This window comes from Halapricum salinum, from assembly GCF_004799665.1.
In the GTDB taxonomy this organism is placed as follows: Archaea; Halobacteriota; Halobacteria; order Halobacteriales; family Haloarculaceae; genus Halapricum; species Halapricum salinum.
This window is the reverse complement of the sequence record NZ_CP031310.1, coordinates 1,123,803-1,137,631: the sequence shown is the minus strand read 5'-3', so window position 1 is coordinate 1,137,631 and position 13,829 is coordinate 1,123,803. Positions and strand designations below refer to the sequence as shown.

General features: G+C 64.2%; 15 protein-coding genes. 9 read left to right on the top strand and 6 right to left on the bottom strand.

The window, feature by feature from the left end; all coding sequences use genetic code 11:
- Window positions 1-9 precede the first annotated feature (9 nt).
- From DV733_RS05630 to DV733_RS05620, 3 genes are all read left to right on the top strand, one after another.
- Window positions 10-2,133: a hypothetical protein gene (locus tag DV733_RS05630; RefSeq protein ID WP_049994205.1), complete on the top strand. Its 2,124-nt coding sequence runs from the start codon at window positions 10-12 to the stop codon at window positions 2,131-2,133.
- An 88-nt stretch (window positions 2,134-2,221) separates the two neighbouring features.
- Window positions 2,222-2,473 (top strand): AbrB/MazE/SpoVT family DNA-binding domain-containing protein, encoded by a 252-nt coding sequence (locus DV733_RS05625; RefSeq protein WP_049994204.1) that lies wholly within the window; start codon window positions 2,222-2,224, stop codon window positions 2,471-2,473.
- Entirely contained in the window at window positions 2,455-2,877 is a 423-nt protein-coding gene (locus DV733_RS05620) for a type II toxin-antitoxin system VapC family toxin (protein WP_079979439.1), read from the top strand. The genes DV733_RS05625 and DV733_RS05620 overlap by 19 nt, the downstream gene beginning before the upstream one ends.
- Here DV733_RS05620 and DV733_RS17855 read toward each other — a convergent pair whose 3' ends face one another.
- Entirely contained in the window at window positions 2,878-5,958 is a 3,081-nt protein-coding gene (locus DV733_RS17855; protein ID WP_049994202.1) for a replication factor C small subunit, read from the bottom strand. It lies immediately after the preceding gene.
- Window positions 5,959-6,343: 385 nt separating this feature from the next.
- On the opposite strand from DV733_RS17855, the gene samp2 reads away from it, so the two are divergent.
- From samp2 to DV733_RS05600, 3 genes are all read left to right on the top strand, one after another.
- Window positions 6,344-6,544 (top strand): ubiquitin-like small modifier protein SAMP2, encoded by a 201-nt coding sequence (gene samp2, locus DV733_RS05610; protein WP_049994201.1) that lies wholly within the window; start codon window positions 6,344-6,346, stop codon window positions 6,542-6,544.
- 107 nt (window positions 6,545-6,651) lie between these two features.
- Window positions 6,652-7,143: a peroxiredoxin family protein gene (locus DV733_RS05605; protein WP_049994200.1), complete on the top strand. Its 492-nt coding sequence runs from the start codon at window positions 6,652-6,654 to the stop codon at window positions 7,141-7,143.
- A complete protein-coding gene (locus DV733_RS05600) occupies window positions 7,143-7,523 on the top strand; it encodes a GNAT family N-acetyltransferase (RefSeq protein ID WP_049994199.1) in 381 nt (126 codons plus the stop codon). The genes DV733_RS05605 and DV733_RS05600 overlap by 1 nt, the downstream gene beginning before the upstream one ends.
- Before the next feature lie 10 nt (window positions 7,524-7,533).
- On the opposite strand, the gene DV733_RS05595 is transcribed toward DV733_RS05600, so the two are convergent.
- Together DV733_RS05595 and DV733_RS05590 are read right to left on the bottom strand one after the other, a co-directional pair.
- A complete protein-coding gene (locus DV733_RS05595; protein ID WP_049994198.1) occupies window positions 7,534-8,919 on the bottom strand; it encodes a phosphoglucomutase/phosphomannomutase family protein in 1,386 nt (461 codons plus the stop codon).
- Between the two features lie 69 nt (window positions 8,920-8,988).
- On the bottom strand, window positions 8,989-10,431 hold the full coding sequence (locus tag DV733_RS05590) for a methyl-accepting chemotaxis protein (protein WP_049994197.1): 1,443 nt from the start codon (window positions 10,429-10,431) through the stop codon (window positions 8,989-8,991).
- Window positions 10,432-10,597: 166 nt separating this feature from the next.
- Between DV733_RS05590 and DV733_RS05585 the strand changes: the two genes are divergently transcribed.
- Window positions 10,598-11,338 carry a TrmB family transcriptional regulator sugar-binding domain-containing protein gene (locus DV733_RS05585; RefSeq protein WP_049994196.1) on the top strand — a complete coding sequence of 247 codons (741 nt, stop codon included), beginning with the start codon at window positions 10,598-10,600 and terminating at the stop codon, window positions 11,336-11,338.
- Between the two features lie 34 nt (window positions 11,339-11,372).
- Here DV733_RS05585 and DV733_RS05580 read toward each other — a convergent pair whose 3' ends face one another.
- The 3 genes from DV733_RS05580 to larB all read right to left on the bottom strand — a co-directional run bounded on the left by DV733_RS05580 (window position 11,373) and on the right by larB (window position 12,661).
- A complete protein-coding gene (locus tag DV733_RS05580; protein WP_049994195.1) occupies window positions 11,373-11,624 on the bottom strand; it encodes a GIY-YIG nuclease family protein in 252 nt (83 codons plus the stop codon).
- A 4-nt stretch (window positions 11,625-11,628) separates the two neighbouring features.
- Complete coding sequence (locus DV733_RS17910) at window positions 11,629-11,778, bottom strand: DUF7563 family protein (protein ID WP_449267307.1); 150 nt, start codon at window positions 11,776-11,778, stop codon at window positions 11,629-11,631.
- A gap of 115 nt (window positions 11,779-11,893) precedes the next feature.
- Window positions 11,894-12,661, bottom strand: a complete 768-nt coding sequence (gene larB, locus DV733_RS05575) for a nickel pincer cofactor biosynthesis protein LarB (protein WP_049994194.1) — start codon at window positions 12,659-12,661, stop codon at window positions 11,894-11,896.
- Window positions 12,662-12,794: 133 nt separating this feature from the next.
- On the opposite strand from larB, the gene DV733_RS05570 reads away from it, so the two are divergent.
- The gene (locus DV733_RS05570) at window positions 12,795-12,962 is read left to right on the top strand and encodes a DUF1931 family protein (RefSeq protein ID WP_049994193.1); all 168 of its coding nucleotides are present in this window, start codon (window positions 12,795-12,797) and stop codon (window positions 12,960-12,962) included.
- Window positions 12,963-13,093: 131 nt separating this feature from the next.
- Window positions 13,094-13,744, top strand: coding sequence for an imidazole glycerol phosphate synthase subunit HisH (gene hisH / locus DV733_RS05565; RefSeq protein ID WP_049994192.1), 651 nt, complete (start codon window positions 13,094-13,096; stop codon window positions 13,742-13,744).
- Window positions 13,745-13,829 lie beyond the last annotated feature (85 nt).

Here is a 13,829-nt window from a genome sequence, read left to right as displayed (position 1 = left end):
CGTGAGGCTATGGAGCGGCGTCCGGGTAGTCGCGTCCTGTTGGCCGTCTTCGTCGTAGGGATACTCGCGAGCGCGGCCCTGCCAGCCGGGGCAGCGATCCGGCCGTCCGAGCAACCGCTGTCGGGTGTCGACCAGCAGCCCCCGGCGACAGCGGCGGCGGATCGACAGTGGTCGTCACCTGTCGCGACGACGGGTCAGGCCGAGAACGAACTCCACGTCGAGATGGAGCTCTCAGTCGCGCCCGACAACACCGGCACTATCACTGTCGAGGCGACCGTCAGGAATCCCGACGACGTGGTATTACTCGGGATCGACTCCCGTGAGGCGGTGACGGTGCTGGAGACCGAGGGGTTCGAACGGCGCGGCGACGAGTACCGCTGGGACGGCCGGACCGACCGGCCGAGTTTCACCTATCATCTGGCTGTCAACGAGTCGACTGACGCGTTCCTCGGGGCGGGCGTCACGGCGGCAGACACGGGCGAGTGGGCGATTCTCTCGCCGCCGCGTGCGCCCGTGAGCTACGCACCCGGCGTCACGCGCATCAGACACGGACAGACGGCTGTCGTCGAGTCCTACACAGTCGCGGGCGAGGGTGTCGTGACAGACGGCTTCGTCTATCTCGGGCCGTACCGCAGTTACGAGACGTGGGCTGGCGACCAGACCATCCGGCTGGTCGTCCCGCTGGCGGCGGCAATGGCCGACGATCCGCGACGCGTGCTCGAGACGCTGACTAACGCTTCCCGGGAGATCAGGATCGGCGGCCGAGACGAGACTGTCACGGGGCTGGTCGCACCCTCGACAGTAGACTGGGCGATATCGGGGACGGCGACCGGGCCGCGGACGTTCTGGGTCCGGGACAGCGCGCGAGTCCGGACGGCCGGCAACGTCTGGATCCACGAGTACGTCCACACCCGCGAGTCGATCGCCACAGGCCGGAGCATGGCCTGGCTCACCGAGGCGCTGGCGACCTACTACGCGGCCGAGGCCTCGCTTCGCCAGCGGCTGATCGGTTTCGACGAGTTCCGGTCGACGCTCGAACAGGGGACCACCCACACCAGCGTCCGGCTCGCCAATCGAAGCACCTGGAACTACGAGTCGGACTACCAGAAGGGCGCGCTCGTACTGGGGAGACTCGACCTGCGGATCCGCGCCGCCAGCGACGGCGACCACACGCTCGCCGACGCGATTCGACGATTGCAGCGACACGACGGCACTGTCGACGCTGAGACGTTCGCCCGGGCGGTCGCGAACGTGAGTTCACCCGGCGTGGGCGAGGCGGCCCGACGGTACGTCACGACGACAGCGACTCCGGAGCCGTGGACACAGTCTGTCCACGAACGCCGCTTCGGCTACGAGACGGCCCGGTTCGAGTACGAATTTCGGAATCCACGGGCCGTCGGCCCGAACTGGACGCGGAATCTCACCGCCGAGGGATCGCCGCTGCAGTTGCTCCCCGGCGAGCGACTGGTCGTCGACGGGGTCGTCCGCAACGACGGCGACGCACCTGGCGAGTACGACGTCACCTTCCGGACGACGCCTCGCGAGGCGGCGGACAGACGGCGCGTCTCGGGATATCTCCCGGCTGGGTGGACGTGGACCCATCCGTTCGACGTCTCCGTCGGGTCGACGAATCGATTCGTCGCCGTCTTCGGCAACAATCCGACCGCACAGTTGTCCGTCGCGGTCGTCGAGCCCGTCCGGAACGTGACCGTCGAGTCCGTCTCCGTGACGCCACAGTCGGTCGATCCGGGCGCGACGGTGTCGGTCACTGCGACGATCAACAATCCGGCCGAGCGGCCAGCCAGGGCGACCATGCCGATCACCGTCGACGGTCGCCGGGTCGGTACGGTGATCGTCGTCCTCGGCAGCGACTCCACAACCGAGGTCACGACGACCGTCACGCTGGACGCGGCGGGTAGCTCCGAAGTCGGCGTCGGTGAGACGAGGACGGCAGTACGGGTCGGCACGGTCACGTCGACCACTACGCCCACTGAGACGTTCTCCGAACCGAGGACGACGGGTCCGAGCGGGCAGGGGAGCGGCCCGGGTCTGGGTGCTGGGGCCGCGGGACTCGCCATCTGGTTGGCCGCCGCGCTGCTGAGCACCAGGGACGGCGTTGGCGATTGCGAGTGACGAGCAGTCCCGCCGATAGCTCTACTGCAGACCGCCAGCGAGGGTTTATATAGAATGCGAGAAAATTTTTCGTAAGGAGAATTGGCGAATGTCATACGAAGCAACCGTCACGAGCAAGGGACAACTCACGATTCCCAAAGAGGTTCGCGAGCAGCTCGACATCGAGCCGGGCGAGAAAGTCCTGTTCCGCTTCGACGAGGAGGGGGGTGTGCGTCTCGTCGGTGTGCCGGCTGAGCCGATGGATCGACTCGATGCGGCACAGCAGCGTGCGGCGTCGCTCGAACTAAACGCCCAGGAGTTGATCGAACGAGAGCGAGAACAGTGGAAGCGTCTCCCGTGATCTATCTCGACTCGTGGGTCTGGCTGGAGTATGGACTTCGGGGTGACCAGTGGACAGGTGCGCGCAAGAGCATCGACGACGCACTGGCCGATGGTGGTGCAGTGTCGACGATCGCACTGACGGAGATCGACTACATCCTCAGCCGAGAGGTCGACCGAACGACTGCGGATCTTGTCACGAGTGCGATCGAAGACTTCGATGCGATCCACATCGTCCCCGTGTCCGCAGAGATTTCGTTGTACGCGTCCCGGCTTCGATCAAAATACTACGAGCGCCGCGACAACGAACTCTCCTATGCTGACGCGATCCACATCGCCACAGCCGGGTTACTCGACTGCACTGCACTCCACACGGGCGACGCTGATTTCGAATCCGTTCAGGAAATCGAGACAGTCGTCCACTGATCACTCGTCCAGCGCTAGCGACGCTAACAGTGCTTCTAACTGGATGCGCTCGTTCGCACCTTCGGTGATCCGGTAGTCGGCCTCGCCGACGCGGTCCAGAATCCGGACGGCGGCCCGATCGTCGACGTCGAACTCCCAGACAGAGCGGTGGATCTGGTCGAGCACGTCCCCGCCGGCGATTCCCTGGTCGGTGAGGAGCGTGTCGAGATCCGAGCGCGCGGCGGTAAAGTCGCCATCGATGGCCTTCTCGACCATCGCGGTGATCTCTTCCGGGCGTGCGGTCGAGGTAATCTCGAAGACGGCGTCCTCGTCGACGATCGATCCCGTCACCGACGCCGCTTGCAGGCCGTTGATCGCCTTGCGCATGTCGCCACCGGCGACGTAGACCAGCGCGTCGACGCCGTCCTCGGTCACTTCGATGTCTTCGGCCTCTGCGATCCGGCGGACCTGTTCCTCTATCGCCTCGTCGCCCAGCGGCGAGAACCGGAAGACGGCACAGCGCGACTGGATGGGATCGATGATCTGACTGGAGTAGTTACACGAGAGGATAAAGCGGACGTTGTTCGAGAACTGCTCCATCGTCCGGCGGAGCGCTGCTTGCGCATCAGACGTAAGCGCGTCTGCCTCGTCGAGGAAGATAATTCGGTACTCGTAGCCGCCAAACGACGTGCGGGCGAAGCTCTTGACCCGATCCCGGACGACGTCGATCCCGCGCTGGTCGGAGGCGTTCAGTTCGAGGAAGTTGTCCTGCCAGTCCTCGCCGTAGAGTTCCTTGGCGATGGCCATGGCGGAGGTCGTGTTGTGCATGACCGTCGGGACTGCTCCAGCGATGTAGTTACGATGATCGGGCACCGTGAGGTCGTAGACCTGCGTCGATTCCTCCACGATCTCCACGTCGGTCACTTCGTCGAAGTACAGTTCGGATGTCGCGAGTGTATCGAGCACCGAGAGTAATTCGATCCCCTTCGTCGACAACATCTCGGACGCAACCTCGTCGATTCGGGTTGCGACGGTCTCGAACCGGGTGAGAGATTTCACCGCGTGATCGTCGTTATTGAGGAGGTTGATGACGTCCGTCCCACGGAAGTGGGTCCCCTCAGCGATTGTGTTGTATTCTATCGAGAGTGACTCGACTGCCTCTCGAAGCGTCTGTTTTACTCGCTCGATATCCGGAACTGCTGCCGCTTCGAGTTCGTCGAGGAGACTGAGTGTTCGATTCGCGTACGGAGTCCGTTCACCCGCACCGTATTCTCCGAGCCGATACGCACTGACACCTGTGGACTCGGCCACGACCGACTTCGTCGACTCGCTTGTGAGCCCCGTTCGTGACTGCGACCACTGCGCTGGAACTGCAGAGACACGCTGAACCTCCGACCGCACCGCGGCAAGTGAGCGTTTGACTTCCTGTGCGGCTTCGAGTCGTTCTGAGGCGGCGTCGACGACATCGTCGAGAACCTCTCGATACAGCTCCCGGCCGGGCGTTTCCGGGTTCAGCGACTTCGGGACCAATTCCGATTTCGACAGGTTGAGTTCTGCACATAGTTCCTCGACCGCTGTCTGGACCGGCATCGTGTCGTGGTTCGGGTTCCCGGATTTTGACGCGTGGTGGGCCAGCGTCTCACGTTTTTCGTCGATAGAGAACCCAATCTCGTCTTCAAACCGCGCGAGATGCGACGCACCGGACACGAGCAACGTCTCGTATTCGCGGTCGGTATTGGATCCGTTGGTGGCACGCTTGTGTTCGGATTTCCGACGGCTCGGAATCCCGAACCCGGAAAGCAAGTACGACAGTAGCGTGATCAGGTCGCCGTCTTTCTGCGTGAGTTCGATGATCCCATTGCTGGATACGTATGCCTCGGAATCGAACACTGCGCGGAGAAAGGCCGCTCTCGTCTCTGCGTCCGCACGGAGAAATCGGCTTCCGATAGCGTCCTGGGTACCCATTTTCGAAGCGAAGACGTCAAAACACGATTCGAGGAACGCCGTGAGCGACCGTGTGTTGACGCTGACGTACGGGACCTCTTTCTGTGTTCCCCGCTTCGGTTCCAGATCGAAGAGTGTCTCCGCGTGTGACTCGAAGCGGTCGAGCAGTCGATCGTCCGTGTTGTAGAACTTGATGCGCCCGCTCTCGATCCGAGCTTCACTCACTGCGAGTCCGAGGAACTCCCCGAGTTCGGGCGTCACCTCCCAGACTGGAGCGACCGGCGGCGATCGCTCGCCGTTCGACGGCGAGACACGCTGGATCGCGACGACGTTGGATTCGAGATCCGAGCGCGAGACGTCGAGATCGCGGAGATACGACAGCGAACAGATAGTGTTCTGTGCGTCGAACACTGACGAGTCGACCCGACGCCGGACCGCGGTGGCATACTTGCGGGTTATCTCCGAGCCGGCTGCGATCGTCGCTGGCTCCTGTCCGGATCGCAGTCCTCGGACGATCGTTTTCTTCTGGCCGACGAACTGTTCTTCGGGCGGAATCTCGTATTGTTGTGCGAACTCCTCTGTGAGGTGGATGAGTGTCCGTTCACCGTCCATTGCAGAGATCCAATCGAGCTCCGATTTCGGTTCGGGGAGTGGCGCTCGAAGCGGGCGGACGATCCGATCACCCTCGTCGAGGTCGGCGGCCTGACGCCACGAGAGGCCGTCGTTGTCGAGTACCAGATACCGATGCTCGGGAGTAGTGGTGACGTCCGCACCGTCTCTGCTGGTGATTTTGATACTAGTCTCAGTCGAGTCACTGTAGACGTGAGAGGGTGATGTGTATTCGAACTCGCCGTCGTCTCTGAGTGAGAGGACACGAAGAGACGATGGGGCAGACTCGAAACCGTCGGAATCGCCGACGACGTCCTCGATTCGCGAAAGTCCTGTACTCGTCAGTACTGGCGTTTCACCTTTGATACACTTTCCAGTACCTGCTGGACCTGAAAATAACATGTGGCTCAGGTCGTTGCGGTCGACGTAGCTTTGCAGGCGCTCGATAATTCCTTCGTGGCCTGCGACGTCTGCCAGTCGCTGGGGGCGGTACTTCTCGATCCAGACTTCCTCCCGGCCCGCCCGCGACTCAGAGTCGGCCTCGCTCATGGTCGAGGTGAGGCCCCGGTTGGGTATAAAGCCCGCGAGGACGACCGCAGGGAGTCCTCGGGGCGAGCGAGCGGGGAGGGACGATCCGCGAGGTAGCGAGACGCGACCAGAGGGAGCGTCTCGAAACGTGCGAGCGGGGAGGGACGACCCGCGAGGTAGCGAGACGCGACCAGAGGGAGCGTCTCGAAACGTGCGAGCGGGGAGGGACGACCCGCGAGGTAGCGAGACGCGACCAGAGGGAGCGTCTCGAAACGTGCGAGCGGGGAGGGACGACCCGCGAGGTAGCGAGACGCGACCAGAGGGAGCGTCTCGAAACGGGCGAGCGGGGAGGGACGATCCGCGAGCCAGCGACACGCTCATACCTGCTCGTGCGTACCGTCTATCCATGCGCGTGACCGTCGACGTGATCGGAGACACGACCTACGAGATCGAGGTCGACGACGAGGCGACCTACGCCGACCTGCTGGAGCCGACCGACTACAGCCAGCACCAGGTGTCGTTCATGGTCGACGGCCGTCCAGTCCCCGAGGACCAGCCGGTCGAGGTCGAGGAAGTCCGGGTCGTGCGACTGGTCCAGGGCGGCTAAGGCAGCCGCACTGGTGCGACTGGTCCAGGGCGGCTAAGGCAGCCGCACTGGTGCGACTGGTCCAGGGCGGCTAAGGATCTTGTATCCGGGGCCGCTAGAGAAAGCCGATGTCGCCCCCACTTCCCGACGTGAGCCTCCCGAACGTCGGTTCGGGCCCCGATCCGTTCACCTTCGGCGAGTTCGTCGCCGCGGAGAACCTCGACTTCCTGCTCGTGTTGCTCCAGCGCGACTACTACTGTACGAACTGCCGCAAGCAGGTCCGGCAGGTCCGGGATCGTTACGAGGAGTTTCGATCTCGAAATGCGGCCGTCGTCTCGATCGTCCCCGACTCCCCCGAGGAGGTCGCGACCTGGCAGGCTCAGTACGACCTCCCCTTCCCGTTGCTGGCCGATCCCGAGGCGACCGTCGGCGACGCCTACGATCAGCCCGTCCGATTCGGTATCCTGGGCAAGTGGAGTGACTTCCTGGGCCGGATGCCCGAGGCCGTCCTGCTCGACGTTCGCGACGACCCTGAGATCGTCTGGACCCACAGCGGTCGCTCGACGTTCGACCGACCGAGTATCGACGACTTTCTGGACCGAATCGACGAGGCACAGTAATGCAGACCCGGACGGCGACTCGCGACGATATCGACGACGTCTTGCAGGTGCTCGACGCCGCTGCACTCGAAACCGACCGTGAGCTGGCCCGCGAGAGCGTCGCGAGTGGTTGCGCGGTCGTCGCCGTCGAGGAGAGACGACTGCTGGGGGCTGCGGTCTGCGTACCCGCGGAGTCGGGCGTTCGAATAGAAGCGATCGCCGTGCGCAAGCGCCGGCAGGCCCAGGGGATCGGCACGGCGCTGGTCGAGGCACTGCTGAACCGCAACGACCGCGCAGTCGCCGAGTTTGGTGATCGCGTGCGGCCGTTCTACGAGTCGCTGGGATTCGAGATTGAACCCGTGACTGCCGAGCGCTACCGAGGCGTATGGATAGTCGAATAACAGAACCGAATCAGACCAGCGGCTCGACCAGTTCGCGCCCTGCTTCGAGCAGTTCTTCGACGCGGTCGAGTGAGTCGGCCTCGGCGTAGACCCGGAGTTTGGGTTCCGTACCACTGGGTCGGATGAGCAGCCAGTTGTCGTCGACGAAGGTGATCTTGAAGCCGTCGACGGTGTTGATCCGGTCCACCTCCGCGCCGGCGACGATCTCGGGCAGCGAGCCGTCGAGCTCGTCCAGAACGGGCTGCTTGCGATCGTCCGGGCACGCGACGCTGATGCGGTCCTGGTGGACTTTTCCATGGTCGTCGTGGATCGCGGCGATCCGGTCGTCGAAGGACTGTTCGGCCTCCGCGGCAGCGGCCAGCAGCCCGATCAGGACGCCGTCTTTGTTTCGCAGGTGGTCGGTCAGGCCGAATCCACCCGATTCTTCCCCGCCCATCAGGGCGTCGTGCTCTTTCATGGCCTGGGCGACCCACTTGAAGCCGACGGCGGTCTCGACGATTTCCTCGCCGTGGGCGCGCGCGACCTTGTCGATGATACTGGACGTCGAGACCGTTCGGACTGCGGGTCCCGAGTCGTCTTCGAGCAGGTAGTCGTACAGTACTGCGTACTGGAGGCTCGGGTCGAGGAATCCCGCCTCGGGGGTGACGACGGCGATCCGGTCTGCGTCGCCGTCGTTGGCGATCCCCAGATCGGCCTCGCCGGCTTGGACTGTGTCGATCAGTTCTTCGAGGCGTTCGGCCTCGGGTTCGGGCGGCGTCCCGCCGAACTCGGGGTCGAGCGAACAGCGAAGTTCGGTGACTTCGGCACCGGCGCGTTCGAGCAGGTCCGGGGTCGCCTCGCGGCCGCTGCCGTGCATGGCGTCGTAGGCGACTGTGAGCCCCGAGAGGTCGGTATCGACGTACTCGAGAGCGTGTTCGAGATAGGGTTCGACCAGATCCTCCTCGGTGATCGTGCCGTACTCCGATTCGTCGACGGGATCGGGTTCGGCCAGCAGGTCTTCCAACCGATCGGTGTCCTCGGGCAGGGCGGGTGCGCCCTCGTCAGGCACGAACTTCACGCCGTTGTACTCCGGTGGGTTGTGACTGGCCGTGACCATCAGCGCGCCCGCGAGGTCCCGATCGCGGACGGTCCAGCCTACCACGGGCGTCGGGCAGTCCTCGGCGCTCAACAGGACATCGAAGCCATTTCCCGCCAGCGTTCGCGCGAGTTCCTCGGCGAAGCCGCGCGAGGTTTCGCGTGCGTCGTAGCCGACGGCGACGGGCGCGTCCTGACCCGTCTCTTCGAGGTACGTCGCGACGGCCTGTCCCACCATCCGGACCCGCGGTTCGGTGAAGACGTCCAGTGTCGCCCGCCAGCCGTCGGTCCCGAACGTGATCGCGTCAGCGTCGTCTCCCATACTCAGACGTGCTCCGTCCGCGAGCAAAAAGCTGCCGTCACTGGCCCGTGACCCACCCCCACCTGCCGCCTAATCCGTCGTTCCCGCACTGACGCGGGCTTCGCTCTCCGCCTGCTCGTCCTCGACGAGCCGTCGCATGGACTGTTCGATCTGGCCGATCTCCTGGACCTGTTCGCCGTTTGCGTCGGCGATCTCGCGGATCTCGTCGGCCGTCTCGTCGGCCATCTCGGCGATGTCGTCCATCATCGAGGCGACCTCCGCGGCCGAAGCCGCCTGGTCGTCGGTCGCGCTCGCGACCTCTTCGATCCCGGTGGTCGCGTCCCTGATGGTCTCGGCGATCTCGTCGAGGGCGTCCATCGTCGACTCGACCTCTTCGACGCCCGTCTCGATCTCGTCGGTCGCCTCTTCGAGGCTCTCGACGGTGGTCTCGGTGTCTTCTTGGACGCCGTCGAGCATCCGCTCGATCGTCTCGGCGTGGTCCTGGGCCTCCATCGCGAGGTTCTTGACCTCGTTGGCGACGACGGCGAACCCGGAGCCGGCCTCGCCGGCGCGTGCGGCCTCGATGTTGGCGTTCAGCGCGAGGATGTTGGTCTGGTCGGCGATGTCGTTGATCAACTCGACGATCTCGTCGATCTCGTCGACGCGCTGCTGGAGGCTGCGGACGTCTTCCGCGACTTCGGTGGCGGCTTCGTCGATGTTCTCCATGGCGTCCATGGCGCTCTCGGCGGACTCCTGGCCGGTGTCGGCGGCGTCGACGGCCTGTTCGCTGGTCTTCGCGACCTCGTCGGAGGTCGAGGCGATCTCTTCGACGGTCGCCGACAGCGTCGAGACCTCGTCGTTGGCCTGTTCGATCCGCGTGGTCATGTCCTCGGTCGCGTCGGTGATCTCCGCGGAGCTGTCGGCCACCTGTTCAGATCGCGAGCGAAGCTCCTGGATCGACCCTTCCAGATCGTGTGCGACGTCCTCGCGGCGGTTGACGTCTGCCTGGATGGAGTCGATCATCCGGTTGATCCCCATCGCGATCTCCCGGAAGTCCCCTTCCAGATCCGAGGCGTCGACGCGGACGTCGAGGTTGCCCTGCGTGACGGCGTCTACAGTCGTAAAGATCCGCCGCCGGGTGACGATCTGCTCGACGGCCTCGGTGAGGTCGCGCTCGGCGCGCTCGCCCGGCCAGGGCCGGACGAGGTTCGAAACTCCCGCGTCGAGAGCGGTCTCGACGATGTCTTCGTTGCCCGTCTCGGAGATGAGGACGAACGGGACGTTCTCTTCGCGGTCGGCGACCCGTTCGTAGAATTTGATCCCGCTGATCCACTCGTTGCCCCGCTCGTCTCTGACTTCGATGAAGGAGACGATACAGGTGACCTGTCCCGTTTCGAGAGCCGATTCGGCCTCGGGGATCGACGAGACGGTCTCGACCGGAACCGTGCCCGTCGCCGGTTCGATCGTCTCGAGGACCTCCCGTTCGTTGTCCGGTCGGCAGACGACCAGAACCCGTCCAGTGCTCGCGGCCATTGGCGGACGTTGCACGCCACCATACATAAAGCGTGTCCGTGATTATCAGGTCTGATCGGCGGTGGTCGTTGATTGTCGGCCGGTCAGCACCGGGGCGGGAACCAGAATCGATACTGGCACGGCAACGCTTATTCGTTCGCTCGGAGAAGGCGAGCGTATCCGCGGAATGAAAGTCGACCAACTCACGACGAACGACGCGCTGGTGCGCAGTGTCCGCGAACAGCTGGAGTCGGCCAACAGCGAGGTGTTGATCGCGACCCAGCCGAAGATGTTAGAGCGGATCGAGGACAGCCTCGAACAGTGCTATCAGAGCGGCACGTTCATCGCGCTCTGTCTGTATAGCGACCCCGAGGCGGCTGCCGAGTACGACTACGAGACCACGGCGACGCTGGTCCGGGCGTGGGAGCAGGAACTCGATACTATGGTCAGCGTCGACCACGAGCGCGGCGTCGTCGGCCAGCTGTTAGAGCCCGACGAGGAGGAAGACGTCGTCGGCCTGGAGTACGATACCGAGCGTCTCTACGGGATGGCGATGTTGCAGTTCATGTCCCAGCAGTGGGACAACGGCGAGGAAGTCTACGTCACGCCCGCGCGAGACCTACCCTACGAGTGTGCCAATCTCCGGGATGCGGCTCTGAACGCGACGCTGCATCTCCGCGAAGAGAACAAGATTGGTTTCGATGCGGACGTTCGAGAAGCACCTGCCGAGGAAGACGACACCTGGGAATCCCTCCAGGGACAACTCACCGCGACTCGCCAGAGCTTCGTCGATCCGAGTACGAACTCCTTCTTCGGCGAGATCGGACTCATCGGCTACACCGACGACGGCCGCGTCACTATGGGCGGGACCGGCGCGTACTTCGAGGACTACGAGGCCCGTAATATCACGCTGACGTCACTGGAGTAGGCGTCGTCACTGGGCGTCGATGTCGCTACGGTTCCTACTTCGACTCTACGAGTCGCTCTTTCTGGGCGCGTGAGAGCTGTTTGATCTCGTATTCGCGGGACATGGCGTCGCTGCGGCTCGCGTAGGATTCGACGTGAACGAGTTCGACGGGGGTCCGGCCACGTGTGTACTTCGCTCCGTCACCGGCCTCGTGCTCGGCCAGACGTCTGTCGACGTCGGTGGTGTATCCGGTGTAGAGCGTCTCGTCCGCACATTCGAGGACGTACACGTGGTGGTCCCCCGTCATCGATTCACGCCTCGCGGGTTCGCTCTCGCGATACTTCTGCGATTCCGGCGTTCGCTGAGCAATTCGGGCACGCGCGAACGTCGCCGAATTCGTCGGCGAACACGCGTGCGAACTGGTCCGACACGTGCGCGCCGCAATGATTGCACTTTGGCATTCGTCACCACCGGACGTTCCCGGCACGTTTCTTTGGATACGTATCGGGAATACCGTTGCCCCAACATAATTGGGTATGCGAACGCTTCAGGATCGAGAACGAGTGACACAGACGATCACGACTCCCGGGCGTCGTCGAGCTGTCTGGCGATCAGGCCGGCCTGTGCGCCCGCGGTGAACCCCGCGTCGACGTTCACGACCGAGAGCGCAGTGCAGGACTGTACCATTCCCGAGAGTGCAGCCTCACCTTCGCCGCCGTGGCCGTAGCCAGTCGAGACTGGGAGTCCGATGACGGGGACGTCCACGAGGCCGGCGATCACGGTGGGTAGTGCACCTTCGCGGCCGGCTGCGACGATCAGAACGTCCTGCTCGCGGAGCACGCCGAGCTGGTCGAGCATACGGGCCAGCGAGGCCACGCCGATGTCGTCGATTCGCTCGACGGACGCACCCATCTCTTCGAGGAGCGTCGTGGCTTCTCCGGCGGGGATCGCGTCGCTCGTGCCCGCGGTGACGACGCCGACCGTGGCGTCGAGATTCGGGCTCTCGAAGTCGGGAGCGCGCGCGACGAGCGTTCGCGCGCGCTGGTCGTCCTCGATGGTTGCCCCGGGGTGGCTCTCGTCGAGGTGGTCGTGGACTGCCTCGCGGTGGTCGGGGGTGAGGCGCGTCGCGATCGCGCGCCCGGTCGTCTCCAGGCCCGTCGCTATCAGATCGGCGACTTCCGTGGGTGTCTTGCCCTCCGCGAGGACTGCTTCGGGGACGCCGCTTCTGGTCTCGCGGGTCGCGTCGAAACGGCCGGACTCGCCGACGACGTAGCCCTGGAGCTGTGCCTGTGCCGCCTCGGGGCTGAGCTCGCCCGCGGCGACGGCTTCGAGGAGGTCGCGCATTCGTGTTGGGGCCACTCCGCCCCATCGCTTTTTATATTTTCCGGCAATCGGGGTCGCAAACCGCCGCGAGCGGCCCCGAGAGCGGGGACAAACGGGAACGTTTATAAATCACCCTCTGGAATAGCTGCCCTGTATGGCAGACCTAATCGTCAAAGCCGCCGTCAAGGAAGCGCTCGATGACATGAACGTCGCCTCGGACTTCTACGATGCCCTCGACGAGGAAGTCGACGAGCTGCTCGAAGACGCAGCGCGACGCGCCGAGGCCAACGACCGCAAGACGGTCCAGCCGCGCGACCTGTAAGTCGGGCACTCGACCCTCGCTTTTTTATCGAACCAGTACGGTAGCCGCAGGTCTCTGCTCGTGTCGGCTCCGAGGCGGCAAGACGTGGCGCGAACGGAAAGGGCCTTCAGCGTACTCCACCAAGCAGGCGTATGAGCACGACTCGCCAGACTGCCGCCGAGGTGGTCGTCGTCGACTACGGCCTCGGGAACCTCCGCAGCGTCACGCGCGGACTCGAACGCGCCGGCGCGAGCGTCGCGTTGAGCGAGGACCCCGCCGACTTCGACGCGGCCGATGGTGTCGTCCTTCCCGGTGTCGGCGCGTTCTCCGAGGGCATGGACAACGCCGGCCCCTTCCGGGAGACACTCGTCGATCTCGCCGCCGAGGGCAAACCGCTCTTCGGGATCTGTCTCGGGATGCAGATGCTGTTGACCACGAGCGAGGAAGCCGACCACGCCGGCGAGGGTGACGTCGAAGGGCTGGACCTGATCCCGGGGGCAAACCGCCGCTTCACGGGCGAGAAGAAGATTCCCCACATGGGCTGGAACGAACTGGACGTCCAGCGCGAGCACCCCCTCGTGGAGGGCGTCGATGGCGAGTACGCCTATTTCGTCCACTCCTACTACGCCGACCCCGAAGACAGTGATGCCGTCGTCGCCGCGACGGACTACGGCACCGAGTTCGCCAGCGTCGTGGCCAACGACGCTGGCAACGTCTTCGGGACGCAGTTTCACCCCGAAAAGAGCGGCGAGACGGGGCTCCAGATCCTGCAGAACTTCGTCGAGTACTGCGTCGAGCGGTAAGAGGGCAAGCGTACACCGAACGAAGTGAGGTGTTTCACCGGACGTGACTGTAAAGGAGCGTCCGGCAGTTTTCCCCACGTTTTTC